The following is a 19672-nucleotide window of genomic DNA, read 5'->3' as shown; positions in this document are numbered from 1 at the left end:
CTCTTTAAAAGAGAACTTTTTTGTCCCAAGTTTATTGTGCATACTAGAGGCTCTAGCAATCAGGAGGCAAGCATGGCAACCGTTTTAATAGCAGGATGCGGAGATTTAGGATGCCAGTTAGGCAGTCAACTCAGTCAAAAAGGCCACAAGGTTTACGGCATTCGCCGCAACATCGAAGCACTACCCGACGAAATCACCGGTCTGGAATGCAACCTCTTCCGTCCTATTTGCGACCTTCCCGATAAAATCGATTATGTGTTCTATATTGTTTCGGCAGATAAATACAAAGATATCGACTACTATCACGCTTATGTACTGGGCGTTAAAAACCTGCTTCATGCATTGCAAGATCATCATGTTAAACGCTTCTTTTTCACTTCCAGCACTTCCGTTTTCGGCCAATCCGAAGGCGAATGGGTCGACGAAAGCAGTCCAACAGAAGAACACGGTTTTTCAACCCGACGTCTGATTGAAGGCGAACAGCTCGTCCTTGAAAGCGACATTCCCGGCACGGTTATCCGCTTTGGTGGCATTTACGGCCCGGGGCGTACACACCTGATTGACCTGGTTCGCGAAGGCAAGGCGCACTGCATGGAAAACGTCTGGAGCAACCGCATCCATTCGACCGACTGCGTCGGCATCTTTACACACCTGATGGAACTCAATGAACAAACAGCGGATAAAGTGGACGACATCTATATCGGTGTCGATAACCAGCCGACTCCATCATGTGAAGTCTATGAATGGTTGGCCGAACAACTCAGTGTGCCGGAGGTTGAACATCAGGAACCAAGCGAAAACACCCGCCTGATGCGCAGTAATAAACGCCTTTCAAACGCCCGCCTGCGCGCGACCGGCTATGAAATGCACTATCCAACCTATCAGGACGGCTATATCGAACTCATTTAAAGCCGTGGGCAGTCTAATTGACTGCCTGACGATCAGCTTGTATACAATGCGATTCGAAATAATTGAACTATTTCGGATCGTGATCTTCCAACGATTCAGGACCTCGCTTCTCTTTTTCAGTCCACTCCCCTTCAATAATCGAATCATCTTTCTGATAACGGAAATGACCGTGAGAGCGGATCGTCATCCCTTTCAGACTTTGCCGGACAAGATAGGATCGCACTGGCGGAATCAATAAAAGAAACCCGAGAAAATCGGTAACCAAGCCCGGAATAAACAGCAGAATTCCACCGATAAAGATCAATACCCCTCCGATAACGGCTTCTTGAGGCGGCTTACCGCTGGCCATCTCCGACTGAGCCTCGAGCATCGTTGCCATCCCTTGCTGACGCATTAGAAAAACCCCGGCGATTGCCGTGGCAATCGTTAACAGCACGGTCGGTAAGGCACCGATTTCAGAGCCGACCTGTATCAATATATAAAGCTCTGTCAAAGGCACCAAAATAAACAATAGTAAAAGTATCTTCATAGTCCGTTCTTTTTATTTATAAAAGCTGTATTTCAATATAAAACAATAACTTAACAATTACATTAAACAACCTGATCCATCAATAAACCAAGCTTGTTACAGCGCGGATTTATTTTTAAATGAATTGTTATACAATGAGCAGCCGAGTGTTTTCTATCATCTAAGATATATAAGGCTCTATTGCCATTTTTAAAGCTATTAAGCGAGTAATTTTATGATTCAAGGTGCAACACTATCAAAGCAATTCTATTTCCTGACACTGCTTTTCGCCCTGTTTACATCTCTTTTCCATCCTGCTCAGGCAGAAGAATTACTTGAAGTCGACCAAGCTTTTCAGCTTGTCGATCCTAAAATAGAAAACCGACAGATTCTTATTGAATGGGAAATCGCCGACGATTACAAACTCTATAAAGACAAAATGTCGGTTCAGGCCAGCAACATCGAGCTAGAAACCCCGCAATACTCTGAAGCGAAAACCGTAGACGACCCACTTTTCGGAAAATCCGAAGTTTTCCTGCACAAGGCATCGATCCGCATTCCATACCAAGGCGATGCGACCAGCACGGAAGTAAGCGTCAAATATCAGGGCTGTGCCGATAAAATCGGCGTCTGCTACCCGCCGCAGACCCGAACGTTCACGCTGAACCTGCCAAGCATTCAAGCGCAAGAAAGCCAAAATGCAGCGGCCTCACTAAATTCCTTAAAAGAACTGAACAACTATCTTGCTGACAGCAGCGATCAGCCTGAGCTTCTGGAAGCCGACCAGGCGTTTCAGTTCAGCGGCCAGCAAAACGGCAACAAAGTTGAAATTAGCTGGCTGATCGCCGACGGCTATCACCTGTACAAAGACAAAATTAAAGTCAAAACCCTTTCAGGTGACGTCCAACTCGGCGCAATCCAGCTACCGACCGCTGAAAAAATTGACGATCCGCTTTTCGGCAAAACCGAAGTTTTCCACGGAACACTCGTTGCCGACATCGCAATTGAAAGCCTGAGCCAAACTAGTCAGATCGAAATCGAATACCAAGGCTGTTCGGCGGAATCCGGTGTCTGCTATCCGCCGGCACGCAAGACCATCAACCTGGACCCAGCTGCATTCACTACCGACGCATCCTCGGCACCGGCACCGGCACTCGGCAGCGCTACGGTTAAGGATAACTCTCAGCTTTCCGAAACCGACCTGATTGCGGACACCTTAAAAAACAGCAGTGTCTGGATTGTCATCCTGACCTTCCTTGTCTTCGGTCTATTACTGTCTCTGACGCCTTGCATCTTCCCGATGATCCCGATTTTATCGAGCATCATTGTCGGACAGGGAGAAAACCTGACTACACGTAAAGCGTTTATTATGTCACTGGTCTATGTTTTGGCCATGTCGGTCACTTATACCGTCGCCGGCGTACTGGCGGGTATATTCGGTGAAAACCTGCAGGCGGCCTTCCAGAATCCATGGATCATCGGCAGCTTCAGTGCCGTATTCCTGTTACTCGCTCTATCCATGTTCGGATTCTATGAGCTGCAATTACCAAGCGCCCTGCAATCAAAATTAACCAACCTGTCAAACAAACAGCAAGGCGGCACTCTGACCGGCGTAGCCATTATGGGCTTTTTGTCTGCATTGATCGTTGGACCTTGTGTTGCACCACCTTTAGCCGGCGCATTGATCTACATCGGACAAACCGGCGATGCTCTATTGGGTGGTATAGCTCTATTTGCAATGAGTATCGGTATGGGCGCACCTCTGCTTCTGCTTGGAACTTCAGCCGGGAAACTTCTTCCTCGCGCAGGTGCCTGGATGGATAACGTCAAAGCCGTTTTCGGCGTAATGCTGATCGGTGTCGCAATCTGGATGGCTGGCCGGATCCTGCCTTCTGAAGCAACCATGCTTGCCTGGGCACTACTATTAATTATCTCTGCGGTTTATCTCGGAGCCTTCGAAAGTACTGCAGAAAAATCCGGATGGTCAAAACTCTTTAAAGGCTTTGGCTTGAGCTTGTTTGTTTATGGCGTCATTTTGCTGCTTGGCATGCTGGCCGGTTCAAAAGATATGCTGCAACCACTCAAAGTCTTTCAGGGAGGCGGTCAATCTTTCACTCAACAGCAAAACGAATTGGCCTTCAACAAAATCAAGAGCATTGACGACTTGGATAAAATTCTCGCCGAAGGCAAACCGGTCATGCTGGACTTTTATGCCGACTGGTGTGTCAGCTGCAAAGAGATGGAGCAATTCACCTTCAGCGATCCAAAGGTTCAAAAAGCGCTGGAAGGTGTTACACTGCTGAAAGCGGACGTTACCGCCAATGACGATACTGACAAAGCGCTGATGAAACGCTTCGGTATTATCGGGCCTCCGGCAATTCTGTTTTTCGAACAGGGGCAAGAGCGTAAAGCACAAAGAGTGGTTGGCTTCAAAAAAGCCGATGAATTTACCCAGACCATTCAGCAAGCATTCAACAAGTAATCGTTTCCGGCCTTTAAATGCAAACTCGTTGCTTTAAAGGCCATTTAACTCGCTAGCACAAAGACAACTTATCAAACCTATCCATCCCAAAAACCAGTTTATGACTGTTTAAGTCAGAACACGAACGTTTAAAACAATTCACAGCACTTTTTCCGCATTATCCACTCATTACCATAGTTATCCTGCATCCTTTCAGTTATAATCTGCCCACTGTGAATAATGAAATGAGCAAAAGGCTTTCCTCATGGCGATGATTTTGGTAATTAACGGCCCGAACCTGAATATGCTTGGTCGCAGAGAACCTGAGATCTATGGCCGACAAACCCTGGAAGATATACTGGAAAATCTTGAAGCCCTGGCGGACGAGTACAATATTCGCCTGCAGTCTTTCCAAAGCAATGCGGAATTCGAAATTATCGAACGCATCCACATGGCAATGGATGAAGGCACTGACTACATTATCATTAACCCTGCGGCATTCACCCACACCAGCGTGGCCATTCGCGATGCTCTGGCAACGGTAAAAATTCCTTTTATCGAAGTTCACCTGTCCAATATTCATCAGCGTGAACCTTTCCGTTCGCACTCCTATTTCTCGGATCTGGCCGACGGCATTATTGCCGGACTGGGAGCCAAGGGCTATGAACTGGCACTGCATGCAGCAGCGGACAAAATTTTATAAAACCTAAAAATACACCAACAACCTGCCTCATTAGCAGAACAGAGTAAAGGATCAAAAATGGATATTCGTTCAATTCGTAAACTGATTGAAATTGTCGAACAGTCAGATATCGCAGAAATTGAAATCAATGAAGGCGAGCACAATATTCGCATCACCCGTAGCCAAGAGCCGGTTATGGTCGCTGCCCCTGTTGCCGCTCATGCTCCTGCTGCTCCGGCCCCTGTTGCCGCACCGGCGCCTGCTCCTGTTGAAGCAGCACCTGCAGCAGCGGCTCCTGCTGTAAGCGGACACACCGTTAAATCGCCGATGGTCGGTACTTACTACTCTGCACCGTCACCGGACGCTTCGGCATTCGTACAGGTCGGCGATTCGGTTGCAGTCGGGGATACTCTGTGCATTATCGAAGCGATGAAAATCATGAACCCAATCGAAGCTGATAAAGCGGGAACCATTAAACAGATTATGGGTGTCAATGGCGAACCGGTTGAATACGACCAGCCACTATTTATCATTGAATAATTGCCACCTGAGGTCTGCAAATGATTGAAAAAATTCTAATTGCCAACCGAGGTGAGATTGCTCTGCGCGTTTTGCGTGCCTGTAAGGAGCTTGGCATTAAAACCGTAGCTGTCCATTCCAAAGCGGACGCCGACCTGAAACACGTACTATTGGCGGACGAATCCGTTTGTATCGGCCCGGCCCCTTCTTCGGAAAGCTACCTTAATGTTCCGGCGCTTATTGCCGCAGCGGAAGTAACCGATGCCGAAGCAATTCACCCGGGTTACGGTTTTCTATCGGAAAATGCTGACTTTGCCGAACGCGTTGAAGAAAGCGGATTTACGTTTATTGGTCCGCGTGCCGAGACCATCCGTCTGATGGGTGATAAGGTTTCGGCCATCAAAGCCATGAAGGCATCCGGCGTTCCTACCGTACCCGGTTCCGGCGGCCCGCTAGGAAAAAACGATGCGGAAAATCTGCGTATCGCCCGTGAAATCGGCTATCCGGTGATCATCAAAGCTGCCGGTGGCGGTGGCGGACGCGGAATGCGCGTGGTACACACTGAAGCCAACCTGTTGAAATCCATCCAGCTGACCAGCTCGGAAGCCGGAAGTTTCTTCGGCAACCCTGAGGTTTACATGGAAAAATTCCTGGAAAACCCGCGTCACGTGGAAATCCAGGTGCTTGCCGACGGCCAGGGAAGTGCCGTTCACCTGGGTGAACGTGACTGCTCCATGCAGCGCCGCCATCAAAAAGTGGTCGAGGAAGCGCCTGCACCGGGCATTACTCCGGAACAACGCGCAAAAATCGGTCAGGCTTGCGTCAACGCCTGTCTGGAAATCAATTACCGCGGGGCGGGAACCTTTGAATTCCTATATGAAAACGGCGAGTTCTACTTTATCGAAATGAATACTCGTCTTCAGGTTGAACACTGTGTCACCGAAATGGTTACCGGTATCGACCTGGTCAAGGCGCAAATCGAAGTCGCTATGGGCAAACCGCTGAGCATCAAGCAGGAAGACGTCAAGCTGAACGGCCATGCCATCGAGTGTCGTGTTAATGCGGAAAACCCGGCGAGAAACTTTATGCCTTCTCCGGGGAAAATCGAGCGCTTACACCTTCCGGGCGGTCTTGGAGTACGTTGGGATTCGCACATCTATACCGGCTACACGATTCCTCCGCATTATGATTCCATGATCGGCAAGCTGATCTGTTACGGTACCGACCGCAACACCGCGATTGCCCGTATGGACAGCGCTCTGAGTGAAATGGTCATCAAAGGGATCGATACCAATATTCACATGCAGCGTGAGATCATGAACGATGGTGGTTTCCAGGAAGGTGGACAAAATATTCACTACCTGGAAGAACGCCTCGAACACCTAGTGTAACGATCGACGCTAACGCGTCGCGTCAATCCAAACCACTCGCCGAGCGGCAGTTATTTTATGCCGCCACAGCGTGTGGTTTTTTGCGTTTTTGAACGCCAAGAAAAAATGACTTTGGAGAGAGAACAGTATGGCCTGGATTCAGATCAACGTAACGGTTGAAGAAGCGCTTGCCGAGCCTTTATCAGACGCATTCATGGAATGCGAATCCGCTTCGGTAACCTTTGAAGATGCCGAGGATCAACCGATTTTCGAACCTGAAATCGGCACCACCCCAATCTGGCAAAACACCAAGGTCACCGCACTCTTCGATGCAGAAGTCAATGGCAAAGCCATTATCGAACAGGTCAAAAGCATGCTGCCGGCCGTCGCTGAACACCATTTCAGAATCGAAGCTCTGGAGGACAAGGACTGGATCCGCGAATGGATGGATCAGTTCAAACCGATGCTTTTTGGCGAAAGACTGTGGATTGTCCCCAGCTGGTCAGAAAAACCCGACCCGACCGCCGTCAACTTGATGCTGGACCCCGGACTGGCCTTCGGCACCGGGACACATCCGACAACGGCTATGTGCCTGACCTGGCTGGATCAAAATCCGCCCCAGGGCAAAACCGTAATTGATTATGGCTGTGGTTCCGGCGTGCTGGCTCTGGCCGCACAGAAACTCGGGGCAGCTGCAGTCAAAGGCACCGATATCGATCCGCAGGCTATTCAGGCGTCTGAACAAAACGCGCAGCGCAACGACGAGCAGATTCACTTTGCCCTGGTTAAGGATTTTGATTCCGAGCCGGTTGATTTACTGGTCGCCAATATTCTATCCGGCCCGTTAAAAGAGCTGGCGGAGGAATTCCAACGCCTCGTCAAGAACGGTGGCCAGCTTGTGCTTTCAGGGCTACTGCAGACGCAGGCACAAGAGCTTCAGGAACACTATAAAACCTTCGGGTTCGACCTTGATCAGCTGGAAACTCTGGACGAATGGGCCTGTTTAAGCGGGCGCAAAAACGGATAGACTTCAATGCTGAAAATCGGCCCCTATCAATTTGACAATCCTCTGGTTCTGGCGCCGATGGCCGGTGTTACCGATGCCATTTACCGCCAGCTGTGCCGAGACAACGGCGCGGCTTATACTTTGGCGGAAATGGTCGCGTCCAAAAAAGACCTCTGGGAATCGAAGAAATCATCGACTCGGCACGTCAATCCGGATGACCCGGAACCCCGGGCGGTTCAGCTTATCGGTACAGATCCACAGGAGCTGGCAGAAGCAGCGGCCTGGCAGGAAAGCCAAGGGGCACAGATTATCGACCTGAATATGGGCTGCCCGGCCAAGAAGGTCTGCAGTGTTGCCGCAGGCTCAGCGCTTATGGCTTATCCGGATAAAGTCAGCGAAATCTTTCATGCGGTCGTTGAGGCAGTCTCTTCTCCGGTCACGGTCAAAATCCGCACCGGCACCGACCAAGAGCACAAGAATGCACTGCAGATTGCGCAGATAGCCGAAGCATGCGGGCTCTCGGCAATTACCATTCATGGCCGAACCCGCGCCGATAAATTCCAAGGTCAGGCCGAGTACGACACAATAAAAAAGGTCAAGCAATCGGTCTCGCTGCCCGTGATTGCAAATGGCGATATTTGCACCCCCGAGCAAGCCCGTTTTGTATTAGAATACACCGGTGCTGACGGGATCATGATCGGTCGCGCTTCCCAGGGCTATCCATGGATATTTCGTGAGATAAATCATTATCTTAAAAACGCCCGAAAAGCGGCTCCAGTAGAAGTCATTGATTTCCATCAGACTATCCGGAGACACCTCGAAGGACTGTACCGGCTTTACGGCCCAGAACACGGCGCACGCATCGCTCGCAAGCATATTGGCTGGTATACGCAACACCTTGGCGACTTATTGGAACCCGCTGCATGCATAGCGCTTCGCCGCCAGTTCAATCAACTAAGCGATGCCGACGCGCAACAGAGCCTGATTGAACAATTTTTCGGACAATTTCTAAAATAAGTCGCTCTTAAAGCGACGATACCAACAACCATAGCAAATTATCTTTAAGACTAAAAATGACGAACATAAAAACGACTAGCCAACTTTCTCTACGCGATCAGGTTACCCGCACCCTAGAGATCTACTTTGATAACCTGCAGGAAGAATCAACCTGCGACCTGTATGAAATGGTCATTCAACAAGTCGAAAAACCGCTAATCGAATTTGTGTTGCAAAAAACCGATTTCAACCAGACACAGTCCGCGCAGATGCTTGGTATCAACCGCAACACCCTGCGCAAGAAAATGCTCAAATACAAATTAATTGAATCTTAATATTGAATCCTAAATTTTGGAGATTAACCATGAAACCAGTTCGTCGTGCTTTAATCAGCGTGTCAGACAAAAACGGCATTTTAGAGTTTGCCCAGTCGCTCAACGAGATGGGCGTAGCCATTCTTTCAACCGGAGGGACTTACAAAGTATTGTCTGAAGCCGGTCTTCCGGTCACAGAAGTATCTGAATACACCGGATTCCCTGAAATGATGGACGGCCGCGTTAAAACGCTACACCCGAAAATCCACGGCGGACTTTTGGGACGCCGCGGCACCGACGACGCGATCATGCAAGAGCACGGTATCGACCCGATCGACATGGTAGTGGTTAACCTGTACCCATTTGAAGCGACGGTTGCCAAAGAAGATTGTGCTCTTGAAGACGCGATCGAGAACATCGACATCGGCGGACCAACCATGCTGCGCTCTGCGGCAAAGAACCACAACGACGTAGCCGTAGTAACCGATCCGACTGACTACTCGCGTATTCTTGGAGAGATGCAGGCAAATAATGGTCAGCTATCCCACGCGACCCGTTTTGATCTGGCGATTAAAACCTTTGAACAGACTGCCCGTTACGACGGCGCGATCTCGAACTACTTCGGTAAAATGTTCAATACTGAAGAAGGTGACACCTTCCCGCGTACCTACAATACTCAGTTCGTTAAAAAGCAGTCCATGCGCTATGGGGAAAACCCACACCAGGCAGCGGCTTTCTATACCGAACGTAATGCCAGCGAAGCGTCTATCTCAACCGCAACCCAGATTCAGGGTAAAGAGCTGTCTTTCAACAATATTGCTGACACCGACGCGGCGCTTGAACTGGTAAAAACCTTTGAAGAAACGGCTTGTGTGATCGTTAAACACGCCAACCCTTGTGGCGTGTCCATCGGCGCAACACAATTCGACGCTTACGACCGAGCCTATAAAACCGACCCGACTTCAGCCTTCGGCGGCATTATCGCCTTCAACACCGAATTGGACGGCGAAACGGCTCAGGCTATCGTTGACCGCCAGTTCGTTGAAGTGATTATCGCGCCTAAGGTCTCCGAGGAAGCCAAGGCGGCGGTTGCGGCCAAGCAGAATGTTCGCCTGCTTGAATGCGGTGAATTCACCGGCCAGCAAGCGGCTTACGACTACAAACGTGTGACCGGCGGTCTACTGGTTCAAGATCGCGACTTGGGCGCTGTTGCTCAGGAAGACCTGAAAGTGGTTACTAAACGCACTCCAACCGACAAAGAGATGCAGGATTTGATGTTCGCATGGAAGGTGGCAAAATTCGTTAAATCCAATGCGATCGTATATGTCAAAGACGGCATGACCATCGGCGTTGGCGCGGGACAAATGAGCCGTGTCTACTCTGCGAAAATTGCCGGCATTAAGGCCGCCGATGAAGGGCTTGAAGTACCTGGTTCGGTCATGGCCTCTGACGCCTTCTTCCCGTTCCGCGACGGTATTGATGCAGCGGCTGCAGCAGGAATTACAGCGGTAATCCACCCGGGCGGATCTATGCGTGATCAGGAAGTTATCGACGCTGCCGACGAGCACGGCATCGCGATGGTGTTTACCGGGATGCGTCACTTCAAACACTAACTGACTTATAGGAAAGGCTTGCTTACTTGATCTCTGCGTTAACTCAAAACTTCCGATGCTCATGTGCAATAAGCACACTACGCTTCGGTTTTTTTTAATTGCCATGACCTCAAGCAAAACGCCCCTTCCTTCATCTGAATTAGTTTGGAATTAATGAATAATAATGCTCTTAAATATCTTCTCGAAGGAATTAAGAGTTATCCCTGAAGGATAAATTATGAATATTTTAGTAATCGGTTCTGGTGGTCGTGAGCACGCTTTGGCGTGGAAAGCGGCGCAGTCGCCTATGGCAGAGAAAGTTTTTGTTGCTCCAGGCAACACGGGAACGGCGCTTGAGCCAAATCTGACGAATGTCGATATCAAGGTAGAAGACCTTGACGGCCTGGTAAAATTTGCACAGGAAAACGATATCGGTCTAGCGATTGTCGGCCCTGAAGTTCCGCTGGTTTTAGGAGTGGTTGACGCTTTCCAAGCGGCAGGTCTGAAATGTTTCGGCCCAACCAAAGGCGCTGCACAATTGGAAGGTTCAAAAGCTTTCTCGAAAGACTTCCTTGCCAAGCACAATATCCCGACGGCAGCGTATCAGGTTTTCACTGAAATTCCGCCGGCAGTTGAGTACATCAACAAAATGGGTGCGCCGATTGTTATCAAGGCAGATGGTCTAGCGGCTGGTAAAGGCGTTATCCTTGCTGACACGGTTGAAGAAGCAATTGCAGCCGTAGAAGACATGCTCGAAGGTAACAAATTCGGTGACGCCGGTGCACGTGTCGTTGTCGAAGAGTTCCTAGTCGGTGAAGAAGCGAGCTTTATCGTTATGGCGGACGGCGTGAATGTTCTGCCAATGGCAACGTCGCAAGACCATAAAGCACGCGATAACGGTGACACCGGTCCAAATACCGGCGGTATGGGCGCCTATACTCCTGCACCGGTAGTCACACGCGAAATTCATGATCGTGCCATGGCAGAAGTAATCATGCCGACTATTGAAGGGATGGCGAAAGACGGTCTACCTTACACCGGTTTCCTGTATGCCGGTTTGATGATCGACGCAAATGGTGCCCCGAAAGTACTGGAGTTCAACTGTCGTTTCGGTGATCCGGAAACGCAACCGATTATGATGCGTTTGCAATCGGATCTGGTTCAGCACTGTCTGGACGCTCTGGAAGGCAAACTGGATCAAGCAACCGCTCAATGGGATTCCCGCGCTGCGCTTGGCGTTGTTATGGCTGCCGGCGGCTACCCTGACGACTACCCTAAAGGCGATGTCATTACCGGTATTGACGAAGCCAATGCCGCAGATCTAAAAGTCTTCCATGCGGGTACATCAACCAACGAAAACGGCGAAACCGTTACTGCTGGAGGACGAGTTCTTTGCGTGACGGCATTGGGCGAAAATGTCACCGCTGCTCAGAAACGCGCCTATGAAGGCGTGGCGAAAATCAGCTGGGACAAGGCGTATTTCCGTACCGATATCGGGCATCGCGCCGTCAGTCGCGAAGCGGAATAAAAGCCTGCCGAATTCAAGACGGCGTTAATAACTTGATATTACTTAAGCGCGCAATCAATTTCCCTGATTTCGCGCTTTTTTTATGTGCCTAAAACCGGTAAAGTTGACTCATCAATTTGCAGAAACTTATGGAGCCAATGGCATGATGGACAGTATTCACAACTACTATGAACGTCTCGTAATCGAAGAAGTCCAAGCCCATTACTCCGAACAACTTGAGGACGAACTGCTTGCCGATATGGCCTGCATTGCACTCAATTTGATTCCACCGCGCTACATCCGCTACGACATCGACATGTCATTCTTCCTGACGCCTAAAGAACGCATCAAAATAGAGGAGAAAGTCCGTAAAGCCTGTCGTAAAGCCTATAAGAAGATTCTCGAACTGCCGAAGAAAAACTCGTCGGAACCTCCGCAACCAGTGGTGTAATTTTCTATCGAGAAAACCATCCGGTTAATCACTTTACTCGCATGCCTTCACCGGAAGCACCGTTTTCTGCAACGGCCGGAACCTCCTCCCCCCTCGAAAACCGTGTTTTTTTAAATACATTACCATTTCATTAAATATATTGTTTTTATTGCCAGATAAGCCAAAAACAAACAAAATCCACTCATACTTCACCAAATTGAATTAATACGGCAAAATAACAGTACTTTAATACCCTATTTAGCAGTTATTTTTTACTTTGTGTTTCAAGGCCTCAGTAAACAACCTTAATAATAAAAATTACTTATCATAGCAACACAGAATTTATTAGAAATAAAACACATTCCTTGGAGAATAGCTGTTGGTTAACAGTTAAAGAAATTTACTAAGCTGTTTAACCTATATAAAAAAATAAAACTACTCAATAGAGGTTGTTTATGCAAAAAACACTATCACGTCTGGCGAAAATTATGGCGATAGCTGCGATCGCCCCCCTTTCGTCGGCAGCTCAAGCCGGGGAGATCTCCAACGCAGAACTTTCAGCAACGACATGCTTTCAGTGCCACGGCGCAGAGGGTAAAGCCTCCGGTGGCTCCATTCCTCCTTTGGCTGGCTACCCTGAAAAAGTGATGGTTCAGCAATTGCTGGACATGAAATCAGGTAAACGCGCCTCAACTGTTATGGGACGTCACGCACTGGGTTACAGTGATGACGAAATTCGTGCCATTGCCAAATATCTTGGCAGCCTAAAACCCTAACTAAACGAGTGGAGCTTCAAGCATGTTAAAACGTAGATCTTTAATTAAAGCGATGGCGGCCACCGGTTTCGGTGGATCACTAATGGCAACTCTTCCTGGCTGTTCTTTAAACGGAACAAAAGGTTCATCGGATGCGGCACGCGTCGTAGTAATCGGTGGTGGTTTCGGTGGTGCTTCGGTAGCCAAATATCTCAAACGATTTGACAACACTGTCGATGTCACTTTGATTGAGCCTAAGAAAAGCTACATGACCTGTCCTGGTTCGAACTGGTATCTGGCCGGTTTGGTAGACGCTAAAACCATCACTCATTCCTACGATTCGCTGCGTGATAAACACGGCGTCAATATTATCCATTCAACCGTCTCTATGGTCAGCCCGGCTGCCAAACAGGTCACATTGAATGACGGACGCGTTTTGGATTACGACAAACTGGTGGTATCACCGGGGATTGAATTTAAGTACGATGCGATCGAAGGGTATTCGGAAGATGTCATTGAGCAAATTCCGCACGCATACAAAGCCGGTCCGCAAACCGAAATTCTTTATAAACAGATTCGTGAAATGCCTCAGGGCGGTACTTTTATTATGTGCCCTCCCGGCAACCCATTCCGTTGTCCTCCAGGACCGTACGAACGTGTATCGATGATTGCCGACTACTTCAAGCGCAATAACCCAACCGCAAAAATCATCATTCTTGATGCCAAGGACAAGTTCTCTAAACAAGGGCTTTTCCAGGAAGGTTGGAAAGCACTCTATGGCGATATGATTCAGTGGATCAGCGCATCTGCCGGCGGGAAAGTCTCGCACATCGATGCTAAAACCAAGACAGTGTATACTGATTTCGGTCAATACAAAGCTGACGTACTGAACATTATCCCGCCGCAAAAAGCCGGAAATATCGCATTTGCTGCCGGTTTGACCAACGATGCCGGCTGGTGTCCAGTTGACCAGCAGACTTTCGAATCGACTATTCACCCTGACATTCATGTTGTGGGCGACTCTTCGATTGCCGGCAAAATGCCTAAATCCGGGCACTCTGCGGCAAGCCAAGGTAAGATGTGTGCTGCATCGATTGTCGCTAAATTGAACGGCTACACCATTCCGACCGCGAAGAACGTTAACACCTGTTACAGTCTGGTCGGTGCCGACTACGGTATTTCGGTTGCTGCTGTATACCAGCTGGTTGACGGCAGCATTGTTCCGGTCAAAGGTGCTGGCGGCGTCAGCCCAACAGGAGCGGATGCCAGCTTCCGTAAAAACGAAGCCAACTACGCCCACGGCTGGTACAAGAGCATTACCATGGATCTGTGGAACAGCTGATTGTAGCCGTTCAAATTCAAGGCGTAAAAAAAGCCCGGGGTTGTTTTTCAACCCCGGGCTTTTTTATATCGGCAAACGCTATGTAAGGCGTTCAATCAGCTTAAAACAATCTCACCGTCCTGAACGTCAACATGGATCGTTGTGCCCTGAGCAAACTCGCCTTGCAGGATCGCTTGCGCCAACGGGTTTTCCAGACGTTGCTGAATCACGCGTTTAAGCGGACGAGCGCCGAATAACGGATCAAATCCGGCTTCACCGAGCAGATCCAAAGCGGCATCGCTGATTTCAAAACCGATCTCGCTTGCGCCAAGACGAGTTTTAAGCCCCTGCAACTGAATCGAGGTAATTGAACGAATCTGTTCGCGACCCAGCGGATGGAAAACGACGATATCGTCAATACGGTTAATGAATTCCGGGCGGAAATAGCCACCGACCACTTCCATCACATCCGACTTCATCTCGTCATAACTCGCTGTCTGCGCCTTCTCCTGAATCAGCTGCGATCCAAGGTTAGACGTCATAACAATTACCGTGTTCTTGAAATCCACCGTACGTCCCTGACCATCGGTCAAGCGTCCGTCGTCCAACACCTGCAGCAGAATATTAAAGACATCCGGATGCGCTTTCTCGACCTCATCCAACAGAATCACCGAATAAGGCTTACGACGTACGGCTTCGGTCAAATAACCGCCCTGCTCATAACCGACATACCCCGGAGGCGCACCGACAAGTCTGGCAACGGAATGCTTCTCCATGAACTCCGACATATCAATACGCACAATCGCATCGGTGGTATCGAAAAGGAAATCCGCCAGCGCTTTGGTCAACTCGGTTTTACCCACCCCTGTCGGCCCAAGGAACAGGAAAGAGCCGTTGGGACGATTCGGATCAGACAAGCCGGCACGTGAACGGCGAATCGCATTCGAGACCGCTTTCACGGCCTCATTCTGGCCAACAACATGCTGTTCAAGTTCCTCTTCCATACGCAACAACTTGTCTCGCTCGCCTTCCATCATTCTGGCGACCGGAATTCCGGTCCAGCGAGCAACCACTTCGGCGATTTCCGCATCCGTAACCTGGTTACGCAACAGCTTATTGCCGCCGTCTTCCTGAGCCTGCTGTTCGGCAGCTTCGGCTTCACGGATTTTCGCTTCCAGCTCGGGAATTTTGCCGTACTGGATTTCCGACATTTTCGCCAGATCTCCAGAACGCTGCGCCATTTCCAATTCGGTTCTCGCCGCATCCAACTGCTCTTTCCATTGTTGCGCGCCCTGCAGAGCCGCTTTATCGCGTTTCCAGACCTCTTCCAGATCGGCATACTCTCTTTCCAGAGTCGCCACCTCTTCATTCAAACTCTCAAGGCGTTTTTTGGACGCCTCATCTTTCTCTTTTTTCAGTGCAACCTGTTCAATTTTCAGCTGAATCAAACGGCGATCAAGTTTATCCATCACTTCCGGCTTGGAATCGATTTCCATTCGGATGCGCGAAGCCGCCTCATCGATCAGATCAATCGCCTTATCCGGCAACTGGCGATCGGTAATATAACGTTGTGACAATTTAGCCGCAGCAACAATTGCCGGATCGGTAATGGCAACACCGTGGTGAATTTCATAACGCTCTTTCAAACCGCGCAGAATCGCAATAGTATCTTCTTCGGTCGGCTCGTCCACCAACACTTTCTGAAAACGTCGCTCAAGAGCGGCATCTTTTTCGATGTTTTCGCGGTATTCGTCCAGAGTCGTCGCGCCGATACAGTGCAGCTCACCACGCGCCAGCGCCGGTTTAAGCATATTTCCGGCATCCATCGAGCCTTCTGTCTTACCAGCACCGACCATAGTATGGATTTCATCGATAAACAGGATGACGCTGCCTTCCTGTTTTTCAAGATCCTTAAGCAGCGCTTTAAGGCGCTCTTCAAACTCTCCGCGGTATTTGGCACCGGCCAGTAAACCTGCCAGATCCAGCGACAGCAGGCGTTTGTTTTTCAAACCTTCCGGTACTTCACCATTAACGATTCGCTGCGCCAGACCCTCGACAATCGCGGTTTTACCGACCCCAGGCTCACCGATCAGAACGGGATTATTTTTAGTACGGCGCTGCAATACCTGAACCGCTCGGCGAATTTCATCATCACGTCCGATAACCGGATCCAGTTTTCCTTCCTCGGCTCGCGCCGTTAAATCCAAGGTGTATTTTTCCAACGCCTGACGGTTTTCTTCTGAATTCTGGTCTTGCACGCTTTCTCCTCCACGGACTTTATCAATCGCTTGTTCCAGTTTATTTTTATCGGCACCGGCTTTTTTAAACAGTTCCGCCGCCTCGTCTTGAACTTCCAGCAAAGCGGTAAAAAACAGTTCGCTGGCAATAAAGCGGTCACCGCGTTTTTGTGCTTGCTTGTCCATTAGGGTTAGAATGGAAGCCGCTTTCGGTGATAGCTGCAGATTCGCGTTACCGCTGACGGTAGGCAGTTTGCCGATTTTGTCGCTGACATTCGATCTCAGTGAGGATAGATCGACCTGGGCCAATTCAAGCAGCCCGGCCTGCTCAGCTAACAGTACCGACAAAATGTGTAAAGGTTCGATATAGGCATGATCCTTACCCACCGCCAGGGATTGGGCCTGCATCAAAACCGATTGAAATTGAGAAGTAAATTTATCTTGCATGATCACTCCCTTAAAAACTCTATTTGGCTATTGATATAGGGATGAAAATTTGCCTTTCAAGCAACTTAAATCAATTTCCGTGATTTTTATAGAGAAATCTGTCTTGATAACAGGTTTAATTGAGTCTGAATAATTTTAGGGAAGCGCGAAGAGAAAGGGAGTTATGGATAATCTGTTTTTTATGTTTTCCAAGATCGCCTGGGCGTTTCTCAGCCCGAGCAACCTGCTGATTCTAATACTGACACTCGGTGTTTTCTTTCTGGCGATTAACCGCATCGCAACAGCGAAAAAACTGTTGATTCCTACCGCCCTGTTCTTTTTCTCACTGATGATTTATCCGATCAGCGATTATTTGATTGAGCCGCTTGAAAACCGCTTCCATAAACCTGAAAACCTGCCGGATAATATCGACGGCATTATTGTCCTTGGCGGTGGAGAGGATCTGAAGCGATCGGACAGCTGGCAAGTCGCCGAACTCGGACAGGGTGCAGACCGTTTTATTGCCGCTTCGGAATTGAGTATTCTGTATCCGGACGCGCCGATTTTCTTCAGTGGCGGCAGCAGCTCGATCCGCGATAAAAAAACGCAAACCGTCTCCAGACTGGCACCGAAAATTTTTCAGCAGATGGGCGTGGATCTCAAGCGTATCCGTTTCGACGAGAAAGCACGCAACACCTATGAAAACTTTAAAAACCTGAAACCGATGCTACCCAAAGAAAACGGCAATTACCTGCTGATCACTTCGGCATTCCATATGCCAAGATCGGTCGGCATCGCACGCAAACAGCAGATTGCCGTAATCCCTTATCCGGTCGACTACCGCTCGAACTCTGCGGAAAACCGCTATTTCGACATCGACTTCTATGACCGCCTTAAAGCGCTGGAACCTGCCTGGAAAGAGTGGATCGGCTTAACCGCCTACTATTGGACCGACAAGACCAGCTCCTGGTTTCCCAAGCCGCTGGCACATGACTTAACCCTGGATATTCACCCGCAAAACCGGGAGCAATTCAGAGAGTTCGCCCGCGAGACAGACAAAGGCTCTGGCAAGCCACTATCCTGAATACTGTTAAAACACCCACAAAATAAAACTCCCGCTTGGAGCGGGAGCAAAATCGATTAATGCACGAAGATGCAAACGATCAAATCACCTTTGAAAAACGGTTCTGCATATCCGGTTTCAAATAGGCATCAAACACCATGCAGATATTGCGAATCAGCAATCGACCTTTGGTCGTAACATAGAGATCGTCCGCACTCATCTCAATCAGACCGTCTTCAACCATTGGCTGCAAATTTTTCAGTTCCTTGGCAAAATACTCGTCAAAACGAATATTCCATTGTTGATTCAATACGGCAAAATTGAGATGGAAATGTGAAATCAGTCGGGTAATCACATCGCGCCGTAATTCGTCATCTTCGCTCAGCTGAACGCCTCTAAAGACCGCCAGATGCCCTTCATCGATCGCCTGATAGTATTCCTGCAAACTCTTGCGATTCTGCGCATAGGTGTTATTGATCAAAGAGATTGAAGTCGCCCCCATTCCAACCAGATCGCAATCGGCATGCGTCGAATACCCCTGGAAATTGCGGTATAGCGTTTCATCGCGCTGTGCAACAGCCAACTCGTCATCCGGTTTGGCGAAATGATCCATACCGATATAGATGTAACCGGCTTCCAGAAGACGCTCGCTGGCGGCATGTAGAATTGCCAGTTTCTCATCCGCTGAAGGCATGGCGTCGGGATCCATCTTTTTCTGCGTCGGGAAAAGACTTGGCATATGCGCATAGTTGAAGATCGAAAAACGATCCGGTTCCGCTTCCAGAACACGGTCCAAAGTATGGATAAAGCTTTTGGCATTCTGATGCGGCAGGCCATAGATCAAATCCACATTGACCGACAGGAACCCGGCTTCGCGCGCACCTTCCAGTACAGCAAACGTCTCTTCCTGAGTCTGAATCCGGTTAACCGCCTTCTGCACCTTTTCGTCGAAATCCTGAACCCCCAGGCTCATGCGATTGAATCCCAGATCACGCAGTAATTTAACCGACTCTTTGTCCGCCTCTCGCGGATCGATTTCGATTGAATACTCTCCAGAATCATCGTCGAAGAGATTGAAATGCTGACGGGTTTTACGCATCAGCTGTGCCATTTCATCATTGTTCAGAAAAGTCGGCGTCCCGCCGCCCCAATGCAATTGTTCCACCTTACGCGAGGAATCGAAAAGTTCCGCCTGCATTTCAATTTCTTTGAACAGGCGCTCAAGATAAGGGGTGGTTTTTGAACGGTCACGAGTCCAGACCTTGTTACAGGCACAGAAAAAGCAGACCGTATCACAGAAAGGAATATGGAAATACAGCGATAAACCTCGACCGGATTGATTGCTGCGTTCGGCAGCCTGACGATAATCGTCGAGCGTAAAGCTCTCGTCGAACTGTAACGCCGTCGGATAGGAAGTATATCGAGGGCCGGTCTGGTTATAGCGTTTGATCAAATCGCTATCAAACTGAATACTCTGCTGCATTATCCGCTCCTTTGAATTTTCAATGACCGACAAGCATAAGCGAAAGCTGAAATAAACAAGTTATTCTCGCTCAAGAGCGCCTGCCACTTAACT

General features: G+C 49.1%; 17 protein-coding genes. 14 read left to right on the top strand and 3 right to left on the bottom strand.

Annotated features, from left to right (window positions below; genetic code table 11):
• Nucleotides 1–72 precede the first annotated feature (72 nt).
• Complete coding sequence (locus tag HQN79_RS02870) at nt 73–909, top strand: SDR family oxidoreductase (protein ID WP_173284187.1); 837 nt, start codon at nt 73–75, stop codon at nt 907–909.
• Nucleotides 910–976: 67 nt separating this feature from the next.
• On the opposite strand, the gene HQN79_RS02865 is transcribed toward HQN79_RS02870, so the two are convergent.
• Complete coding sequence (locus HQN79_RS02865) at nt 977–1438, bottom strand: FxsA family protein (RefSeq protein WP_173284186.1); 462 nt, start codon at nt 1436–1438, stop codon at nt 977–979.
• Between the two features lie 214 nt (nt 1439–1652).
• Here HQN79_RS02865 and dsbD point away from each other — a divergent pair, with 214 nt between their 5' ends.
• The 12 genes from dsbD (at nt 1653) to HQN79_RS02805 (ending at nt 14391) form a co-directional block, all read left to right on the top strand.
• Nucleotides 1653–3899, top strand: a complete 2247-nt coding sequence (dsbD, locus tag HQN79_RS02860) for a protein-disulfide reductase DsbD (protein ID WP_173284185.1) — start codon at nt 1653–1655, stop codon at nt 3897–3899.
• A gap of 244 nt (nt 3900–4143) precedes the next feature.
• Complete coding sequence (gene aroQ, locus HQN79_RS02855; protein ID WP_173284184.1) at nt 4144–4581, top strand: type II 3-dehydroquinate dehydratase; 438 nt, start codon at nt 4144–4146, stop codon at nt 4579–4581.
• 57 nt (nt 4582–4638) lie between these two features.
• Nucleotides 4639–5100: an acetyl-CoA carboxylase biotin carboxyl carrier protein gene (gene accB, locus HQN79_RS02850; protein ID WP_173284183.1), complete on the top strand. Its 462-nt coding sequence runs from the start codon at nt 4639–4641 to the stop codon at nt 5098–5100.
• Nucleotides 5101–5120: 20 nt separating this feature from the next.
• Nucleotides 5121–6470, top strand: a complete 1350-nt coding sequence (gene accC / locus HQN79_RS02845; RefSeq protein WP_173284182.1) for an acetyl-CoA carboxylase biotin carboxylase subunit — start codon at nt 5121–5123, stop codon at nt 6468–6470.
• 127 nt (nt 6471–6597) lie between these two features.
• Entirely contained in the window at nt 6598–7476 is an 879-nt protein-coding gene (gene prmA, locus HQN79_RS02840) for a 50S ribosomal protein L11 methyltransferase (protein ID WP_173284181.1), read from the top strand.
• Nucleotides 7477–7482: 6 nt separating this feature from the next.
• Nucleotides 7483–8472, top strand: a complete 990-nt coding sequence (gene dusB / locus HQN79_RS02835; RefSeq protein ID WP_173284180.1) for a tRNA dihydrouridine synthase DusB — start codon at nt 7483–7485, stop codon at nt 8470–8472.
• Nucleotides 8473–8528: 56 nt separating this feature from the next.
• Complete coding sequence (locus tag HQN79_RS02830; RefSeq protein WP_173284179.1) at nt 8529–8786, top strand: helix-turn-helix domain-containing protein; 258 nt, start codon at nt 8529–8531, stop codon at nt 8784–8786.
• Nucleotides 8787–8815: 29 nt separating this feature from the next.
• A complete protein-coding gene (purH, locus tag HQN79_RS02825; RefSeq protein ID WP_173284178.1) occupies nt 8816–10378 on the top strand; it encodes a bifunctional phosphoribosylaminoimidazolecarboxamide formyltransferase/IMP cyclohydrolase in 1563 nt (520 codons plus the stop codon).
• 217 nt (nt 10379–10595) lie between these two features.
• Nucleotides 10596–11885, top strand: a complete 1290-nt coding sequence (gene purD, locus HQN79_RS02820) for a phosphoribosylamine--glycine ligase (protein ID WP_173284177.1) — start codon at nt 10596–10598, stop codon at nt 11883–11885.
• Between the two features lie 142 nt (nt 11886–12027).
• Nucleotides 12028–12315, top strand: a complete 288-nt coding sequence (locus tag HQN79_RS02815) for a late competence development ComFB family protein (RefSeq protein ID WP_173284176.1) — start codon at nt 12028–12030, stop codon at nt 12313–12315.
• Nucleotides 12316–12749: 434 nt separating this feature from the next.
• The gene (locus HQN79_RS02810) at nt 12750–13070 is read left to right on the top strand and encodes a c-type cytochrome (RefSeq protein WP_173284175.1); all 321 of its coding nucleotides are present in this window, start codon (nt 12750–12752) and stop codon (nt 13068–13070) included.
• Between the two features lie 22 nt (nt 13071–13092).
• A complete protein-coding gene (locus tag HQN79_RS02805; protein ID WP_173284174.1) occupies nt 13093–14391 on the top strand; it encodes an NAD(P)/FAD-dependent oxidoreductase in 1299 nt (432 codons plus the stop codon).
• 95 nt (nt 14392–14486) lie between these two features.
• Here the strand turns inward: HQN79_RS02805 and clpB are convergent, their stop codons facing one another.
• Nucleotides 14487–17054, bottom strand: coding sequence for an ATP-dependent chaperone ClpB (clpB, locus tag HQN79_RS02800; RefSeq protein ID WP_173284173.1), 2568 nt, complete (start codon nt 17052–17054; stop codon nt 14487–14489).
• 163 nt (nt 17055–17217) lie between these two features.
• Between clpB and HQN79_RS02795 the strand changes: the two genes are divergently transcribed.
• Nucleotides 17218–18117, top strand: a complete 900-nt coding sequence (locus HQN79_RS02795) for a YdcF family protein (protein ID WP_173284172.1) — start codon at nt 17218–17220, stop codon at nt 18115–18117.
• Nucleotides 18118–18196: 79 nt separating this feature from the next.
• Here the strand turns inward: HQN79_RS02795 and hemN are convergent, their stop codons facing one another.
• Nucleotides 18197–19579 (bottom strand): oxygen-independent coproporphyrinogen III oxidase, encoded by a 1383-nt coding sequence (gene hemN, locus HQN79_RS02790; RefSeq protein ID WP_173284171.1) that lies wholly within the window; start codon nt 19577–19579, stop codon nt 18197–18199.
• Nucleotides 19580–19672 lie beyond the last annotated feature (93 nt).

This window comes from Thiomicrorhabdus xiamenensis, assembly GCF_013282625.1.
Classification (GTDB): domain Bacteria; phylum Pseudomonadota; class Gammaproteobacteria; order Thiomicrospirales; family Thiomicrospiraceae; genus Thiomicrorhabdus; species Thiomicrorhabdus xiamenensis.
This window is presented reverse-complemented; position numbering and strand designations above follow the sequence as displayed.

Coding starts and splice junctions, on each gene's coding strand:
- HQN79_RS02810 (WP_173284175.1), top strand. CDS start 12,750: ATGCAAAAAACACTATCACGTCTGGCGAAAATTATGGCGATAGCTGCG.
- HQN79_RS02830 (WP_173284179.1), top strand. CDS start 8,529: ATGACGAACATAAAAACGACTAGCCAACTTTCTCTACGCGATCAGGTT.
- hemN (WP_173284171.1), bottom strand. CDS start 19,579: ATGCAGCAGAGTATTCAGTTTGATAGCGATTTGATCAAACGCTATAAC.
- clpB (WP_173284173.1), bottom strand. CDS start 17,054: ATGCAAGATAAATTTACTTCTCAATTTCAATCGGTTTTGATGCAGGCC.
- aroQ (WP_173284184.1), top strand. CDS start 4,144: ATGGCGATGATTTTGGTAATTAACGGCCCGAACCTGAATATGCTTGGT.
- purD (WP_173284177.1), top strand. CDS start 10,596: ATGAATATTTTAGTAATCGGTTCTGGTGGTCGTGAGCACGCTTTGGCG.
- HQN79_RS02805 (WP_173284174.1), top strand. CDS start 13,093: ATGTTAAAACGTAGATCTTTAATTAAAGCGATGGCGGCCACCGGTTTC.
- dsbD (WP_173284185.1), top strand. CDS start 1,653: ATGATTCAAGGTGCAACACTATCAAAGCAATTCTATTTCCTGACACTG.
- accB (WP_173284183.1), top strand. CDS start 4,639: ATGGATATTCGTTCAATTCGTAAACTGATTGAAATTGTCGAACAGTCA.
- HQN79_RS02795 (WP_173284172.1), top strand. CDS start 17,218: ATGGATAATCTGTTTTTTATGTTTTCCAAGATCGCCTGGGCGTTTCTC.
- prmA (WP_173284181.1), top strand. CDS start 6,598: ATGGCCTGGATTCAGATCAACGTAACGGTTGAAGAAGCGCTTGCCGAG.
- accC (WP_173284182.1), top strand. CDS start 5,121: ATGATTGAAAAAATTCTAATTGCCAACCGAGGTGAGATTGCTCTGCGC.
- HQN79_RS02865 (WP_173284186.1), bottom strand. CDS start 1,438: ATGAAGATACTTTTACTATTGTTTATTTTGGTGCCTTTGACAGAGCTT.
- HQN79_RS02815 (WP_173284176.1), top strand. CDS start 12,028: ATGATGGACAGTATTCACAACTACTATGAACGTCTCGTAATCGAAGAA.
- HQN79_RS02870 (WP_173284187.1), top strand. CDS start 73: ATGGCAACCGTTTTAATAGCAGGATGCGGAGATTTAGGATGCCAGTTA.
- dusB (WP_173284180.1), top strand. CDS start 7,483: ATGCTGAAAATCGGCCCCTATCAATTTGACAATCCTCTGGTTCTGGCG.
- purH (WP_173284178.1), top strand. CDS start 8,816: ATGAAACCAGTTCGTCGTGCTTTAATCAGCGTGTCAGACAAAAACGGC.